The sequence below is a fragment of the Pseudoalteromonas sp. CO348 genome (assembly GCF_004208845.1).
In the GTDB taxonomy this organism is placed as follows: domain Bacteria; phylum Pseudomonadota; class Gammaproteobacteria; order Enterobacterales; family Alteromonadaceae; genus Pseudoalteromonas; species Pseudoalteromonas maricaloris.
In genome coordinates, this window is record NZ_SGPI01000021.1 from 190,125 (window position 1) to 207,370 (window position 17,246).

General features: G+C 42.4%; 14 protein-coding genes. 5 read left to right on the forward strand and 9 right to left on the reverse strand.

Going from position 1 to position 17,246, the window contains the following annotated elements:
- Window positions 1-54 precede the first annotated feature (54 nt).
- From fliH to EXT48_RS11100, 6 genes are all read right to left on the reverse strand, one after another.
- On the reverse strand, window positions 55-870 hold the full coding sequence (fliH, locus tag EXT48_RS11075) for a flagellar assembly protein FliH (RefSeq protein WP_039492521.1): 816 nt from the start codon (window positions 868-870) through the stop codon (window positions 55-57).
- A 3-nt stretch (window positions 871-873) separates the two neighbouring features.
- Entirely contained in the window at window positions 874-1,914 is a 1,041-nt protein-coding gene (gene fliG, locus EXT48_RS11080; RefSeq protein WP_010369151.1) for a flagellar motor switch protein FliG, read from the reverse strand.
- Window positions 1,907-3,625, reverse strand: coding sequence for a flagellar basal-body MS-ring/collar protein FliF (gene fliF / locus EXT48_RS11085; protein WP_130126591.1), 1,719 nt, complete (start codon window positions 3,623-3,625; stop codon window positions 1,907-1,909). Before fliF ends, fliG begins: the two co-directional genes overlap by 8 nt.
- Window positions 3,626-3,645: 20 nt before the next feature.
- A complete protein-coding gene (gene fliE, locus EXT48_RS11090; RefSeq protein WP_010369155.1) occupies window positions 3,646-3,978 on the reverse strand; it encodes a flagellar hook-basal body complex protein FliE in 333 nt (110 codons plus the stop codon).
- A gap of 257 nt (window positions 3,979-4,235) precedes the next feature.
- On the reverse strand, window positions 4,236-5,615 hold the full coding sequence (locus EXT48_RS11095; RefSeq protein ID WP_130164491.1) for a sigma-54 dependent transcriptional regulator: 1,380 nt from the start codon (window positions 5,613-5,615) through the stop codon (window positions 4,236-4,238).
- Window positions 5,612-6,712, reverse strand: a complete 1,101-nt coding sequence (locus EXT48_RS11100; RefSeq protein WP_045961672.1) for a PAS domain-containing sensor histidine kinase — start codon at window positions 6,710-6,712, stop codon at window positions 5,612-5,614. Before EXT48_RS11100 ends, EXT48_RS11095 begins: the two co-directional genes overlap by 4 nt.
- 236 nt (window positions 6,713-6,948) lie before the next feature.
- On the opposite strand from EXT48_RS11100, the gene EXT48_RS11105 reads away from it, so the two are divergent.
- Window positions 6,949-7,548 carry a DNA-3-methyladenine glycosylase I gene (locus EXT48_RS11105; RefSeq protein ID WP_130164492.1) on the forward strand — a complete coding sequence of 200 codons (600 nt, stop codon included), beginning with the start codon at window positions 6,949-6,951 and terminating at the stop codon, window positions 7,546-7,548.
- Between the two features lie 268 nt (window positions 7,549-7,816).
- Here the strand turns inward: EXT48_RS11105 and EXT48_RS11110 are convergent, their stop codons facing one another.
- Window positions 7,817-9,256, reverse strand: a complete 1,440-nt coding sequence (locus tag EXT48_RS11110; protein ID WP_039492533.1) for a sigma-54 dependent transcriptional regulator — start codon at window positions 9,254-9,256, stop codon at window positions 7,817-7,819.
- A gap of 148 nt (window positions 9,257-9,404) precedes the next feature.
- Window positions 9,405-10,190: a flagellin gene (locus tag EXT48_RS11115; protein WP_039492535.1), complete on the reverse strand. Its 786-nt coding sequence runs from the start codon at window positions 10,188-10,190 to the stop codon at window positions 9,405-9,407.
- Window positions 10,191-10,413: 223 nt separating this feature from the next.
- On the opposite strand from EXT48_RS11115, the gene pseB reads away from it, so the two are divergent.
- Genes pseB through EXT48_RS11135 form a run of 4 tightly spaced genes read left to right on the forward strand, consistent with a single transcriptional unit; the run spans window position 10,414 to window position 14,596 of the window.
- A complete protein-coding gene (pseB, locus tag EXT48_RS11120; protein ID WP_039492537.1) occupies window positions 10,414-11,415 on the forward strand; it encodes a UDP-N-acetylglucosamine 4,6-dehydratase (inverting) in 1,002 nt (333 codons plus the stop codon).
- Window positions 11,412-12,554, forward strand: a complete 1,143-nt coding sequence (gene pseC, locus EXT48_RS11125) for a UDP-4-amino-4,6-dideoxy-N-acetyl-beta-L-altrosamine transaminase (protein WP_045989532.1) — start codon at window positions 11,412-11,414, stop codon at window positions 12,552-12,554. The genes pseB and pseC overlap by 4 nt, the downstream gene beginning before the upstream one ends.
- A complete protein-coding gene (locus EXT48_RS11130) occupies window positions 12,551-13,432 on the forward strand; it encodes an aldo/keto reductase (RefSeq protein ID WP_069018751.1) in 882 nt (293 codons plus the stop codon). The genes pseC and EXT48_RS11130 overlap by 4 nt, the downstream gene beginning before the upstream one ends.
- A gap of 15 nt (window positions 13,433-13,447) precedes the next feature.
- Window positions 13,448-14,596: a Gfo/Idh/MocA family protein gene (locus tag EXT48_RS11135; RefSeq protein WP_239652680.1), complete on the forward strand. Its 1,149-nt coding sequence runs from the start codon at window positions 13,448-13,450 to the stop codon at window positions 14,594-14,596.
- 309 nt (window positions 14,597-14,905) lie between these two features.
- Here the strand turns inward: EXT48_RS11135 and EXT48_RS11140 are convergent, their stop codons facing one another.
- A complete protein-coding gene (locus EXT48_RS11140) occupies window positions 14,906-17,230 on the reverse strand; it encodes a glycosyltransferase (RefSeq protein ID WP_130164493.1) in 2,325 nt (774 codons plus the stop codon).
- Between the last annotated feature and the right edge of the window lie 16 nt (window positions 17,231-17,246).

The following is a 17,246-nucleotide window of genomic DNA, read 5'->3' on the forward strand; positions in this document are numbered from 1 at the left end:
AAGGCATCGTTATCCTGATTTGATTGCTTCGCTTATCTAGATAACAGTGCAGTATTATTGGTTTATACCGCTATCTTGCAAAAATGATTCCAACACTTCGCTAATACGGTTCTTAAGCGTCATATCAATGGATGACTGTGGCGTTTTCACCTCGCAGCCACCTCTGTCCAACGTCGGCTCTGGAAGTAACTGCCAATGCTGTGATTGTATATGTTCTTCGCCGTACATGGCTTGCACTAAGGCCAAATCTTCTGGATGCAGATGGATGCGTACTGTTTGATCTTTGACAGGCAACGCGTCCATTGCTTTTTTCAACGCGTTTAAAATGAGGTCAGGCGTGGTCTTAAGCTCTTTAAAAATAACCTGCTCCGCCAATAAATTGACAAGTACAACCAGCTGCTTTTCACACTCATCATCAACCTTTTTCAGTGGGGTTTGCATGCCATCTAGTATAGTGGATAGCGCCTTCATCCTCTCTTCAATAAGCGGTTGTGCTTCCTCAAGTCCCTTTTCTTTACCTATTTCTACGCCTTCTTTATAACCGGCTTCTTTACCTTCAGAAACCCCTTTGTCAAAGCCTTCAATATAGCCCTGCTCATGGCCTTGCTTTATTCCTTCGTCGTAGGCGTCCTGGCGGATCTGCTCTAATTCTTCAATGGTCAAAGTAGGAAATTCAGGCTCTTGTGGCTCAGGTTCGGGGTGTGCCTGCTTTTTCGTATACAACTCTTCAAGTGGTGTACCGAATGCGGTCGAACGACCGCGGAATTTTTCGGGCTTATCCGTAACATCTGGAATGGGCCAGTTTTCTAATAACTCATCCAGCGCTTCGGTGCTGACTGGGCGGCCTTTATACAACTTTTTATCGACCATGGTTTATAGGAACTCCTCACCACCACCGCCACCAAGCATAATTTCGCCTGAGTCAGCCAAACGTCTAGCCGTTGCCAAAATTTCTTTTTGTGCAGCTTCCACTTCACTGATCCGCACTGGAGGCATAGCCTCAAGGTCATCTTGCATCATCTCAGCAGCACGCTTAGACATATTCTTCATAATCTTTTCTTTTAAAGATTCGTCCGCGCCTTTAATTGCTTTCATCAGTACGTCTTGCTGCACTTCACGCAGTATGGCTTGGATACCTCTGTCTTCTACATCCATCAAGTTTTCAAACACAAACATGAGGTCTTGAATTTGTTGCGACATTTCTTCGTCATGTTCTCGGATTGAATCCATCAACTGACCTTCAATATTAGTATCCAAGTAGTTCATGATATCTGCAGCGGCTTTTAAGCCACCCATTTTCGCTGCTTGTGCACCAGCTTGACCAGCGAACTGCTTCTCCATGATCTCGTTGAGTTCTTGTAGTGCCGCAGGTTGTACTTCTTCTAAGTTTGCAATACGCATTGTTAAATCTAAGCGTACTTTCTCAGGAAACTGAGACAAGATTTCGGCGGATTGCTCAGGCTCGAGATAAGACAATACAATCGTTTGGATCTGCGGGTGTTCGTTGCGGATAATATTGGCAACTTGCTTCGAGTCCATCCACTTCAACGAATCCAACCCTTTTGCACCGGAGCCCATAACGATTTGGTCAATAAGACTTGCCGCTTTATCTTCACCAAGTGCTGCGGTTAGCGCCTTCTTAATGAAATCTTCCGATTGGAAACCAATTGTACTAAAACTTTGAATTTGTTCGATAAACAAATTGTGCACAGCTGCTATTTTAGCCTGAGATAGGTCATCCATGGAGGCCATTGCCATACCGACCTTTTGCACTTGTTTTGGCTCTAAGTGTTTCAAAATCTGAGCCGCATCTTCTTCAGTCAAACTAAGCAGTAAGATGGCAGCCTTGTCGACGCCATCTAGCTTGTCAACGTCAAAGGCTGCGGGCAATTGTTTTTGTTCTTGATCAGTCATCTTCTGTCAACCACGCTTTCACAACTTGTGATGAGAGTTCTGGTTCGTTAGCAACTAGGGCACGTACTGCTTTGAGTAAGTCCTCGTCGCCATGTAAGTCTGGCAATTGTAATCTACCGTCAGAAGAGAAGCCAACCGCAGACTCATCGAATTCGTTATTTAGCATATCGAGTGTACTGTCACCTAAATCTACACCACTGGTCAACGCATCTTCATCAAAATCTTCTAGCGTATCATCTGGGTAAATTAGACGCTTAAGCATAGGTCTTACTACCGCTAAGATTAGCACAATGATCACTAAGGTACCTGCTGCAAGACGGATTGTCTTTTGGAACCAATCTTGCTCCCAAAGTGGTATCTCTTGCATTTCAGTGAGGTCTTCACGTACGAATGGCACAGTCACTACCTCTAGCGCATCACCTCGCTGCATATCAAAGCCCACACCACCTTGTAGCAAACGACGGATGTTATTTAACTCTTCTTGCGTACGCGGCGCCATTGCCATGTTACCTTCAGCATCAGGTTTTGCGAGGTAGTCAACGGCCACACTCACACTGATCCGGCGAATAACCCCAGTTTGCTGACGTTTATGGCTAATAGTGGTATCTAACTCATAGTTACGGGTTGCTTCTTTTTGATTACTGCTTGGTGTTGCACTTTGACCATTGCCGCCTTGACCCGCAATCTCTGGGATATTCGAGTTTATGGGAGGTTGATTAGTCAGTGCCCCCGGAATACCTACAGCTAAACCACCAATATTATTTTCTTCATACGTCGTTTCGCTACGAACCGCAGGTAAATCTGGGTTATAACGTTTTTGCGTTTCTTCAACTGCGCTGAAGTCCATCGTTAAGTCAACCTGCGCGGTAAAGTTACCAAGACCTACAGTTGGGATCAGGATGCTATCAATTTTTTCTAGATACTCTTGTTCACGCTTACGTTCGATTTCATACTCTTTTCTCGAGCGTGCAGCTAAAGAGTCTTGAGAACCAGAGTTGAGTAGACGACCGTTTTGATCGGTGACGGTCACGCGTGAAGGTTCTAGGCCTTGTACCGCTGATGCCACGATGTCTACGATTGAATCAACTTCTTCGCCGCCAAGCGTTTTGCCACGTTTAAGGGTAATAACTACGGTTGCTGAGGGCTTTTTCTCGCGACGCGCAAAGACGTTTTCTTTTGGTATTGCAAGCAACACTTTTGCACGATTTACGTCTTGTAACTCTTCAATTGTTCTCGCAAGTTGTTGCTCACGGCTATGCTTTAAGCGCTCTCTTTCAAGACGTTGGCTAACACCAAAACCCATATCTTGCATCAGAATATCAGTGCCAGAACTCGGAGACTGGGTAAAACCGTCACGCGCCATGCGTAGTTTTATGTCTTGATAGTCCGACTCAGCGACTAAAATGGTATTACCATCTAATTGGTATTCAATTTTTTGTTGGTCTAAAAAGTCTAACGTTTCAACGAGTTCTTCTGTTGGATATTTACCAAGTGGGCGCATATCTGGTTGGCGCGCCCAAATGATAATAAAGATTGCGATTGCTAAACAAATAGCAAGGGCAATAACCAGAGTAACCTGGCGCAACATATCAACACCGCTTAGCGCACTGAAGTAGCCTGATTTTTGCTCTTGTTGCTCATCCGAACCGCTGTCATTATTCAGCGCTGCATCGGAAAGCGTAAGATCTGTTGATTGATTAGTAGCCACGATTACTCTCCACAGTCACTCAATTAAACTGGCATGCTCATGATTTCTTTATAGGCCTCAACAAGTTTATTACGAACTTGCACTGTTGCCTCAAAAGCGACCGACGATTTTTGTTTCGCTATCATGGCTTCTGCAAGAGAAACGCTTCTGTCACCCATTTCAACAGCGGTGACTTTTTGTTTCGCTTCTTGTTGTAAGCCATGAACCGTATTAAGTGCATCTGAGAGTAAATCGCCAAACTGAGCCGACGAAGATGCCGCAGTCTTAACCGGCTGCACTGATGGCTGTGTGTTTCTCGTCGCTTCTGCAGCCATTGCCTGCATTTCTTGAAATAGCGCTGATGATTGTACTTTCATGATGCTTTACTCAAAATAACTCTTAGTTACCTGTAATAAAGCAGAAAACGTGCCAACTTAAAACCATTTATTTTCAACATCTTACAACATTTTAACCATGTCGAAAAATTGGCAGTACATAGAAGTGAAAACTAGGCGCCTAAGATCTGCTGATCTTTATAGGCACCTGATTAAATTTGAATTAACAGATAAAGCTTAGCCTGAGATGTGGATAAACAACGAACTAACTCATTGTTTTTAAGCTCAGCTAACCTAGGTTAAGCGGGTAGCGCAATCCCTAAATCTCGCATTTTTGCCAGCTTGTAGCGAAGTGTGCGAGGACTCATACCTAATACCTCCGCCACCTCTTTGCGTTTACCATTAAACTTTGCCAGCGTATCTAAAATAATTTGGTGTTCTTTATCCTGTAGCTCATCTTTATAGCTAATGATCTCATCCTCACCTTGAGATCGCTCCATTAAAGCTGATGCTTCATTATTTACAAGTGGTGCTGACTCAATCAAAGCCATCGGTGAGAAATTTTCGATAAAAATATCATCTTCTTGAATTTCATTACCTTGGAACAAAATCAGGGCACGTTGAATAACGTTATCTAGCTCTCTTACGTTTCCAGGCCAACTGTGCGAACTGAGCTTGTGCTTTGCACCGCTGCTTAATATAGGTGTTGGCTTGCCTGCTTTTTGCGTATGTCTTACCAACAAATGCTCGGCTAACACAGCGATATCACCCGCTCTATCCTTCAGTGGCAACCACTCTAGCGGGAAAACATTGAGGCGATAATATAAATCTTCTCTAAATACCCCATCCTCCACCGCTTCTTTTAAATCGCGGTTACTGGTTGCCAACACTCTGACGTCCAGTGAAATGGTTTTTCTGCTGCCTAAACGCTCTACCTCGCGCTCTTGTAACACGCGAAGTAATTTTGCTTGTAATCCCAAATCCATCTCTGTGATCTCATCAAGCAAAATCGTTCCCTTTTGTGCTTGCTCAAATTTTCCAGGACACGCCTGAATGGCACCTGTAAACGCCCCCTTTTCGTAACCAAATAGAGTCGCTTCGAGCATATTTTCCGGGATTGCAGCGCAGTTAATTGCGATAAAGGGCTCGTCTGCTCTGTCGGATTTATCGTGAATATAGCGAGCCAACACTTCTTTACCTGAACCGCTCGGTCCAAGTACCATAACGCTGGCATCTGACTTAGCTACTTTTACAGCCAGTTCAAGTAGTTTAATACTCTTTGGATCGGCAACAATGGGGCCGTCTGTCTCTTTTTCCTTCTCAGGTAGATAACGTCCAACCATATTGAGCAATACTTCAGGCGCAAACGGCTTAGCCATATAGTCGATGGCACCCAATCTCATCGCTTCAACCGCATCATCAATGGTCGCGTATGCTGTCATCATCAATACCGGTAATTCGGGATAGTTGAGTTTAATGGTCTTTAACAAGTCAAGCCCACTCATGGCACCCATTTGCACATCACTCACCACCAAAGAAAAGGTTTCCTGCTTTAGCAATAAAACGGCTTGTTCCGCACAACTTGCTTCTACGCACTCGATATTTGAAAGCTGCAATGTATCGATGAGTGCTTCTCTTAAACCAGCATCATCTTCAACAACTAAAACTCTGTTACTCATAGTTCCTCCGCCTCAATTAGTGGTAGTACCAAACTAAAACGTGCGCCCTTACCTTCAACATTGTCTGCCTGCGCAAACCCTTTGTGCGCGTTAGCGACCGAATTAACCACCGCAAGTCCTAGCCCAGTCCCCTGCGACTTAGTTGTAAAAAATGGTTCAAACAACTTGTCGACTAAGGTTTCATCGATGCCAGGTCCATTATCAACAACTGAGATACGTACATACTCGCCACACGGCTCGCGCTCTGCATTAAGTTCAATGTGTGCCGCACTGCCAATTATTTGAATACTGTTGTGGATCAGGTTTTGGATCGCACTTGCAAGCGCAGTACGATTACCTAATATTTCGATATCTGGCTCGGGTAAAAATGCTTCCAATTTTGCTTGGTTAAGCTCAACCATAGCGTCAGCACCCGCTTTGACTTCACTTAATAATTGTTGCATTGACACTCGCTCAACCACTTGTTGTTCACCGCTTTTAGCGAACAACAGCATGTCATTAACTTGGCTTTCTAAGTCTTTTAACCGAGACATCAACTTATCGTGAAACTTTTCTCGAGAAGCCGGAGGAAGATTAGCTGCACCTAGATTTGCACCATATAACATCGCAGCCGATAACGGCGTACGCACTTGATGCGCCAATGAAGCAACCATTTTTCCCAACGCACTTAACCTTTGCATATGCGCAACACGACTTTGGAGTCGGCGCGTTTCGGTAAGATCTGTCATCAAAATGAGTTGCCCAGGTTCCGGTGTTAGCGCGGTTATATCTAACTTAATTCTTCTGCCATCTTTAAGAGAGACTTCATGACCATCGTCCTGCTGTGGTCGAAATGAACGCTGAATAACGCTAAACCACTTTTCACCTTCGAGTGGTTCACCCAACATATCCATCGCGATTTGATTCGCCTTGGCAATCATACCTTGACCATCAAGTACCACAACACCTGCAGGCATAGTATCAACTAGATGACTTAACCAACTCGCCTGCTGTCTAAGGTCGCTCAATTCACCAACGTAGGCTTCTTGCAGCAAACAGGGATTGTAGCGATTCGTCGTTGGTACAAATTGTGGATTAATAACATGTGCTAATGCCATTTTTCCGCTCTCTTAAAAATAAACTCAATGGATAAAAGCAAAAAACGATCCAACTTTATATTTGATATAAAACATAGAGTTACAGAACACTTAACAATATCAATTTATTGACACTGTTTTTATATACAGCATTATGCTAGAGTTTTTGAAAGCCAAATGTGATGCCGCAATGAGTAGTTGGCGTAGTAAATCATTTAGCTTATTCATACTCACAATTAGATAGAAGAGAGCCAACAATGACAATACGATGCGGCTGGGTAGACGAGAGCAAACCCGATTATGTTGAATACCATGATAAGGAATGGGGAAGACCTGTACTAGATGACCAGAGCTTGTTTGAGTTTATCACATTGGAATCTGCACAAGCTGGCTTAAGCTGGTATACCATTTTGAAAAAACGTGAAGGCTATAGAAAAGCATTCCACGATTTTGATGTACACAAAGTGAGCCAGATGACAGAGCAAGATGTCGAGCGGCTATTAGCATTTGACGGAATTATCAGAAACCGTGCAAAAATCGCAGCCACGATAAACAACGCTAAGCGATTTATTGAAATTCAGCAAGAGTTTGGCAGCTTTGCAAAATACCAGTGGCAATTTGTTAATTACAAGCCTGTTATCAATCCCATACATGACAAACACGATGCCGTTGCCACCAGTGAACTCAGCGACAAATTTGCCAAGGACTTAAAAAAACGTGGATTTAAGTTTTTAGGCTCAACGACCGTGTATGCACATATGCAAGCTTGCGGCATGGTTAACGACCATGCCGATAACTGTTTTTGCAAACAAACCATTATTGCCAGTTATCAAGACTTGGATTTTACTCGACTTTAAACAATAAAACACAAGGCCGCGTATTAAGCGGCCTTGTTGAGTTGATTAGGTAACCTGAACTTGGAATAACAACTTGTTCTCTAGCAGCTGTTACCCCTTACTACTGCGTTAAATTTGCTTACAATAGGCCAGCTATTGACGCACAAATTTGCCTTGTATTAAGAAATAACTTCTGGCTAGAGTGATACTTCGCTTTTGAATTTAGTGATTTTAGTGGATTAACTTACTTCTTATCCCGAGTTCAGGTTAGGTAGTAATTGATGAACTATCAATCACGATTGAGATTATACTTTTTCATCTTCTCAACTAATGTTGTACGGCGAACGCCCAAGATTTCAGCCGCGCGAGCAACCACATAATCGTAGCGCTCTAAAGCTTGAGTGATCAAATCAATTTCAAGCTCTGCTAAATATTCTTTTAACTCTATCCCCTCGTCCGGCAGTAAGCCAACATTCGATGCTTGCGGCGCAAAATCTTCTGCTACCATATCCTCTTCATCGTCACTAAAACCATCGCTAAATAGTTCGTTGAAGGCATCTTTTTCCAAAAGTTCTTCTGGATATTCAGGCTCAAACGCTTCGACTTCTATATAGCGGTACTTTTGTGGTAAATCAGTCACATCGACAACCTTGTCTGGGAACATAATCACCATTCGTTCCACAAGGTTTGCAAGCTCTCGAATATTCCCAGGCCAAGCGTGCGACTTTAAGCTGTCTACGGCTCTATCCGTAAACTTAACCGAATTGCCCGTTTGTTCATTTACTCTACGTGTTAGTTCTTTTAGCAGTAGCGCAATATCTTCCGCACGCTCGTTTAAAGAGGGGTTTTCAATGGGGAATACATTGAGTCTATAAAATAAGTCTTCGCGAAACTTGCCGTCTTCAATCATGGTTTCAAGATTACGGTGCGTTGCGGCAATCACACGAACATCCGCCTGAATCGGCTTTGTGCCCCCTACTCGTTCATAGGTGCGTTCTTGTAAAACTCGTAACAATTTCACCTGCATTTGCAGTGGCATATCACCGATTTCATCGAGAAAAAGCGTACCTCCTTGCGCCAGTTCAAAACGCCCTTTTCTGGCTGAAATCGCGCCAGTAAACGCGCCTTTTTCATGACCAAAAAGCTCGCTTTCTAACAACTCCCCAGGGATAGCACCACAGTTAACTGGCACAAATGGTCCCTGTGCACGTTTAGACAATAAGTGTACGTTACGTGCAACCACTTCCTTACCGGTTCCCGATTCACCCAAAATAAGGACATTGGCGTCGGTTTTAGCCACTTGAGAAATCAAGAAACGAACGTTTTTAACCGCTTCGGTTTCCCCAACTAAACCATCAAAGCTCTTATTTAGTAGCTTGTTCTCTTTATTTGGAAGCATACGTAAATATTGCTGACAGTCATGTAGCAATTGCATCGTGACTTCTTGCCCAAAGGGTTCGGTGATAAGCCCTATTACATTCGGTAATGCAAGTAGCGGCCTGAGCGTTTCACCTATTAATAAAAACGGGACGGCGGGATGAGATTTTATCAACGCTTCGTGTGTTAAGCTTTGCAAAGCGCCTAGCACAAAAATTGGTTCTTGGTTGTTATCAAGGATCTTGGGCTCATAACGCTCTTCGGCCAGCACTTCATTTGCTTGACCGACAAAACTAAGTGCCGCACCTAATCCGATCGCTCTTTTGTTGTTGTTATCTAAGATCAAGACCATTGCTTGAGAACCAATCTACTTAAAATTTTTTCAATAGTTAGATTGTAAGAGAGATTAAGGGGGATGCAATACCTAAGTGGCAACTTTTTGACATTAACGCCAAAAAATCGCCACTAGAGCTGTTCTATATCAATACTTTGGTATTAATTTATAATAAACCTAGTACCGATGATGCAGACTGATTAGCTTGACCACGCAAAGCAATAGAAGCTTGCGATAAAATATCGTTGGCAACTTGATCGCTCACCGCTTGCGCGTAATCGGTGTCTTGAATTCGACTTTGGCTCGCCGCAATGTTCTCACGTTGGTTACTTGCAGAGCGAATTGTACTAGATACCGCATTTTCAAATGCGCCAAGCTCCGCGCGTTGGCTGTTTAAATCCTCAGAGACTGTATCTGCCGCATCAATGGCAGCTTGTGCGCCCGCCTGCGTCGAAATGTCTACACTCAATATTGCACTGGCAAAACCACCATCAGTCTGCTGTAGCGACTGAGTGGTATTAGCGTCGGGACCTACCTGAAAACTACGAGACTCACCGTCAAAAATTTGTGCGCCACCAAATGTAGTATTTTCAAACGTTTCGCTGATTTGCGTTTGCAACTGCGATACTTCCTCTTGCAACGCTTGACGGTCACTATCTGTCAGCGCCCCATTACCGGCTTGAATCGATAATTCTCTAATTCGGGAAACCGCATCATTCACACCAGATAATGCCGAGTCAGCAGTTTGCGAATACGAGATACCATCATATGCGTTACGAATAGATTGACTGTAGCCGTCCTGTTGAGACGTCAAACGATTAATGATCTGCAAAGCCGCAGCGTCGTCTGCAGCAGAATTAACCTTCTTACCAGAAGCCAGCTGTTGATTGAGTTTATTAGCAGTCTGCTCCGTACGATTAAAAAAAGCAGTACTTTGTGATTGGATTTTCATATATACCCCCATTCACTATCATTAGGTTAAATCTACGCTATTGTGAGCAAAAAGTCACCATAGCCGTTAAATTTCCTGCAATGACTGGCATAAATACTGCAAAACACATAGAAGTGATATAAAGTATTGAGTAGTAGCTAATTTATTGTATCGGTGAGATATCTAGAGCAGTTTCGATACTCGATACTGTAAAGTTTTGATTGCACCTGTAGGTGGACACCCTATGTTTGATAATAAAACCATTTTAATAACCGGCGGCACAGGCTCTTTTGGCAAAAAATATGTAAAAACTTTGCTCGAGAGATACAAGCCTAAAAAAATCATTATCTTTTCTCGAGATGAGTTAAAACAGTTTGAGATGCAACAAGAGTTTAATCAACGCTGCATGCGATACTTTATCGGAGATGTACGAGATAAAGATAGGTTACGAAGAGCAATGCAAGGCGTCAACTACGTCATTCATGCCGCTGCATTGAAACAAGTTCCTGCTGCTGAATATAATCCTATGGAGTGTATTAAAACCAATATTAATGGGGCTGAAAATGTGATTGAAGCCGCTTTAGATAATGATGTAGAAAAGGTTATCGCACTTTCTACAGATAAAGCAGCAAATCCAATTAATTTATACGGTGCTACGAAGCTCGCATCAGATAAACTTTTCGTCGCTGCGAACAATATTGCAGGTGGACATAAAACTCTTTTTTCCGTTGTCCGTTATGGCAATGTTGTCTGCTCCAGAGGCTCTGTAGTTCCTGTCTTTCAAAAGTTCATTGATGAAGGTAAAGATCACATTCCTATCACACACCCTGAAATGACCCGTTTTTGGATAAGCCTGCAGCAAGGGGTTGACTTTGTACTGAAGAATTTTGAGCGGATGCTAGGTGGTGAAATCTTCGTTCCAAAGATACCTTCCATAAAGATTACGGATTTGGCGACCGCGATGGCCCCCAACTTACCGCAGAAAATTATTGGTATACGTCCAGGCGAAAAACTTCACGAAGTAATGTGTCCTGCAGACTTATGCTTTGATACTTTTGAATATGACGATCATTTCGTTATCGCTCCAGGTATAAAGTTCAGTAGTCGAAGTAACGACTTTACGATCAACGCAATTGGCGAAAAAGGCCACCCTGTTAGTACTAACTTCGAATTTAACTCTCTCGATAACCCTGATTATATGTCTGTTGAAGAAATATTGGCATTTAACATTGAGGCAATTAAATGATCCCATATGGCAGACAAGATATTAATCAAGATGATATAGATGCTGTCATTGAAGTTCTAAAGTCAGACTGGCTAACCCAAGGCCCTAAAGTTCAAGATTTTGAGTTAAAAGTTGCGCAACACTGCAATGTTGAACATGCTATAGCATGTAATAGTGCTACTTCTGCTTTGCACATAGCGTGCTTAGCATTAGAAATCGGTCCAGATGATATCGTTTGGACATCACCAGTCTCATTCGTAGCAAGTAGTAACTGTGCCCTATATTGCGGTGCAAGCATCGACTTTGTTGATATAGACACCCAAACGGGTAATATGTCGATTCAAGCTTTGACAAAAAAACTTGAGCAATCAAAATCTGAAAATAAATTACCCAAAGCTATCATTCCAGTGCACCTTGCAGGTCAGCCTTGCGATATGTATGAAATTGCTGAACTGTCGAAAAAATATGGATTTAAAGTAATAGAGGATGCCTCCCACGCTATCGGTGCGAATTACAAAGGGGAACCTGTAGGAAACTGTAAATACAGTGATATCTGCGTATTTAGCTTTCATCCAGTAAAGATTGTCACAAGTGCTGAAGGAGGCATGCTTACAACTAAGCATGGACAATTAGCACACAGAGCCAAGTCATTTAGAAGCCACGGTATTACCTCTGATCCAAAAGAATTAGTCCAGCAAAGTCACGGCCCTTGGTATTATGAACAGCAATCTTTAGGCTTTAATTATCGACTGACAGATATACAAGCTGCTCTCGGACTAAGTCAAATGTCGCGCCTAGAAGATTTTGTCACTCGGCGAAACCAGTTGGCTGAGATTTACAGTGATAATTTGCCTAAGCAGCTTTGCCATTTAACTCGGCTATCTAATCGTCGCTCCTCCTATCACCTTTATATCGTGCTGCTACCTGAAGGCTTGGACCAAAAATACGTGGTCACACATTTACGCGATAAGGGAGTGTTTGCACACGTCCATTATATCCCGATTCATTTACAGCCGTTTTACCAATCTCTCGGATTTAAAAAAGGTGATTTTCCCAATGCGGAAGCGTACTATAAACGTGCCATTACTTTGCCTCTACACCCTAATTTGACAACACAAGATATTGCTTACATCTCGTCCATATTGTCGGAGCTATTATGAAGTTAGCACTAGGTACCGTTCAATTTGGTTTAGATTATGGAGTGAGTAATTTTGATGGCAGACCGGGCACAGCAGAAGTGGCTCAAATTCTAGAGATTGCTGAAAAAAATAATATCAACTTGATTGATACTGCTATCGGTTACGGCAATAGTCACAACGTCCTAAACGATCATCATGTAGCCAAACGTGATTTCAATCTGATCACGAAACTTCCTCCGCTCAACAAAGCTTACTTCGAAAAGTCGGATGTAGACCATTACCTGCAATATATTGAAAGTGCTTTTGAGGAACTCGGCGCCGACTCTTTATACGGCGTGTTATTTCACCAAAGTGCAGATCTCCTAAAGCCCGGAGTAGAAGCAATCTGGCAAAGACTAACAGCCCTTCAAAGTGAAAAAAAAATTTCAAAGCTAGGTGTATCGATGTATGCCAATGCTGACTGTAAACAGCTCTTATCACTTTATCAGCTTGATCTAGTTCAACTACCATACAATGTATTGGACAGATACTTTGAACAGACAGGATGGTTAGCTCAATTCCGACAACGAGGAATTGAAGTTCATGCTCGAAGTATATTTCTACAGGGGTTGCTTTTGATGGAATCTGACAAAGTACCGCCTTACTTCAAGCCTTGGATAAGCAACCTTGAACAGATTTCAAAACTCGCAGAGACCTTCAATACCTCCAAGTTAGTTATTAGCCTCGCTTATGTATTACAGCAAAAAGCGATAGATCACTGTGTTGTTGGAGTAAATAAGGCTCGAGAGCTTACTGACATACTATCAGCTTTTGAGAATGCGATTCACATAGCTTCAAGTGACTTGCCAGATTTGAGTGTGGATGATTTAGCGTTAACCAACCCCGCACTGTGGCCATAACGAATAGGAATTAAAATGCAAATGAAGACAAACCAGTCCCCACTAAAGCTTGCGTTCATTGGTGGTGGCAATAATTCAGCTGTCGGTTATGTACACTTTGCAGCCACTCAACTCGACAACAAATTCACCGTTGTTGCTGGTGCTTTTTCACGAGATACGGAACAAAACATTGCAACCTCAAATCGCTGGGGTATATCAGAGCAACGCACTTATCGTTGCTGGAAAGAGCTTATAAAAAAAGAGAAAAGTAACGTAGATGCATTTGTTATACTGACACCTACACCCCACCATATCGAAGTTCTCACAACTTTGTTGGAGCAAGATATACCCGTAATTTGCGAAAAATCATTAGTTTGCGGCCCACTTGAAATAGCAACTCTCGAGAAGACTTATAACGCCAGTAAGCACTTCTTAGCAGTTACCTATAACTATTCAGGTTATGCCATGATCAGAGAGCTAAAGCATCTGATTAAGCACGATAAGCTGGGAACCATACAGAAAGTTCATTTAGAGATGCCTCAAGAGGGTTTTCGTAGACCTCCAGATATTGCGGGGAAAGCTTCTAGCCCTCAGGCTTGGCGCTTACACGACAGCGAAGTTCCAACAATTTGTTTGGATTTAGGCGTTCATTTACATCACTTGTCCACTTACTTGCTCGACATTGAACCAAACGAAACCATAGCAGAATTTGCGAATCACTCGCAGTACCCAAATTTAGTAGATGATGTACATATGCTATTAAAATATCCATGTAATATTAAAGGTAGTATGTGGATGTCTAAGACAGCAATAGGACATAGGAATGGCTTAAAAGTGCGCATTTATGGTGAAAAAGGGAGTGCGTTTTGGTATCAACTCAACCCAGATGAACTTGAACTCAACTATAATGATGGCCGCAGAGAAATTTTGGACCGCGCTGGGCAATGTGAGTACGCAGGTCAATTTCGGTATAACCGTATGAAGCCAGGCCACCCTACCGGGTTTGTCGAAGCATTCGCTAACCTATACGCAGATATACACCACGAGCTATGCTTATATCTGGAAGGTGAAAAGAAAAGCAATGACTACGTATTTGGCCTAGAGCAAGCTAAAGCAGGTCTGTGCCTATTTAAAGCCGCCAAAGAATCTGTACACTCTGGTACTTGGGAAAAAATAGCGAATTAATATCGTTTCAATAGACCTTATTTATTCCCTAATCAATTTTAGGGAATAAATTTTCAGCCAATTGCATCAAACACTTCGCTCTTGAGTTCTGAATGAGCCAAGCTTTGCTAACGACTTTTACCTTCGGTTTAGCTCTTCATACCACTAAAATAAAAATCACTTTCGGGATATCTCCCCCTTGCATAAGGTGTTGTTCAACCTATCTTTTGTAGCTCACCTTGTGCTGAACATAATAGTGCTTTTACATCGTGTAGCCTCAAAGCCAGCCGTAAACGTGCAATCGGCCTTCCAGTTTGTCCGCTGTTCTGATTAGATAATAAGCTTGTTAATCAAACGGCTGTCAGGCAAGCGTAGTTGCTTAAATTCTCTATATATCGGAGCATAGTACTGAACCGCTGCGATAAACACCGGTGTCTGGGTTTTTGTCAGCATATCTGGTGCATAAATCGGTTTACCCATAAACGTGGTTCCAATTTTATTGGGGTCTGGATCAACAAAATAAGCTAACTCGACTCTTTTGAAGTAGTTGCTATGCTCCAATAACAGACGTGCTGTTTCTCCTGCCCCCCAAAGAGCAACAGGCACTTTGGAGTCCGCTAACGCGACGATATCATTCAGCCCAGCCAGCTCCAATTTATCCGCTAACAACGCCTCTTCATCAGCGCTTAACTCTCCGATACGCATGAGTATCAAGTCGTCTAAATAAACCACGTGTGCGCCAAGCTGCTTTAATGATTTATATAAACGCACAATAAGCACCAAATCATCGCTGCTAATACGCTCTTCTTTAAAATCAAAACTTATCTGAAAATTACAAGCTTTCAGCTGATATCGATCAATTAGCTCGGCAAACGCACGAATTTCCGCTTGAAACTTATTTCCATCCGTGAATATGTATTTAACCGTAACGGCTTCGGCATTAGCACTGGAGTACTTTACAAGGTTTTCCATCACCTTATGTAAGCTGTTTTTACCCCTTATCTTGACAAACGTTTCTTCAGTCCCCGCATCTATACTCGTAAATATGCTAACTTTCTTAGCGAGCAGTAGCTCATAGATCGCTTTATTAAACACTACCGCATTAGTTATAACCCGGTTGCTTGATAGCGGTAATCGCTCCGTTGTCTGCAAAAGTAATTTAGAAAAATGCTTATCAGAGGTAGGCTCCCCCCCACCCCAAATGCAAAGCGCTTTTTCACTCAGTCGTTGCTCATCTAATAATGCTTTTTGCAAAGCCAGTACGTCGTAAGCTGGCTTTTCTCCACCGTAGTAAGTATCGCTACAGTAGCTACATTTCAAGTTACATACTGAGTGATGCTCATACGATACCTTTGTAATTTTACTAGATTCAATCGCCCCCCACTGTTTAAACTCTAGGTAAGGGCAACCATCGCAACCTGTCGGCTCACCCATATTGATATCTGCAAATAGCTTTTTCTTTGCATCCATTATCGTTTTTACTAGATTTTCGGATTGCTCTAGCTGCTCACTATTAACAATAGTTACGTCGCCACGCATTTCGTTGTCAACAAAGAAACGCTTACAGCAAGTACGAATTTCTTTTGGTGCAAGAAACGCGGAGTGATGTAAGTCTATACAGCTCCACTTTTTCCCTTCGTTTTCTTCTAGGAATTCATCTATTACTTCACTTCGGCGCTGCGCTGCGGTTTCATGCGTCATCATGGTATTAAGAAAGTGTTTTACTAACAAACTGTAATAGGTTTTGTCCAATGGTAGGCTATCAATAGGCACAGAAAAATCGTTAAGTTGTTTAAACGTATATTCATAGAGAGGCTCTCGAAGCTCCTTACTTGGCGCTTTTAAGAATATTTTCCTGATGCAAGTAGCAACCAACCCAATTACACCGGTTAAGAAAGCAGTATACAGGCTTTGGTTCTTTGAAACTGATTTGAGGAGTGTGTGGATCACTGCATAAGAACGATAAAATCCTTTGATGTGAGACGTGCTAACCGAATTCACTATTGAACCAGGTCGTGGGGTTTTTAAATAAATAACTTCATCCAGTAATTTTACTTCCCTTGCATGCCAGTACACTAAAAAGGTAAAGTCAATATCTTCATGGAAGCCACCAGCAAAGGACACCTGATGCTCTATCAATAATTGACGCTTGATCATCAAGTAAATTGCCGAATGATCCATTCTAAATTTTACGTATTTTTCTAACAACAACGCTTTTTCATTTGTAAATTCAGGTTTATCAAACCGACCTTCAAAATGAAATGTCTCATTGTTAACGTTATCTTTTTTATATCGCCAGTCAAAAGCCACCACATCACAATTAACGGTTTCGGGATCAACAAATTGTATCAACTGCTTTAACGCTAGATCAGTCAATGCGTCATCACTGTCAACAAATAAAATCCACTCCCCTTTAGCATGCTCTATACCCAAGTTACGCGCAACTCCCGGACCACTATTAGTCTCAGTCTGGAGCACATGCACAGCTTGATTGCGCTCTGCAAAAGCTGATAACAACGCAAAAGTACCATCCGTTGAGCAATCATCAATTACGATGATCTCAGCGAAATCTTCTAATTGAGTCACCAAACTTGCAAGACAAGCTTGAATATACTCAGCGCTGTTGTAAGTTGGTACTATTAGTGAAATCTTCATGCTATTACTCTCTAAA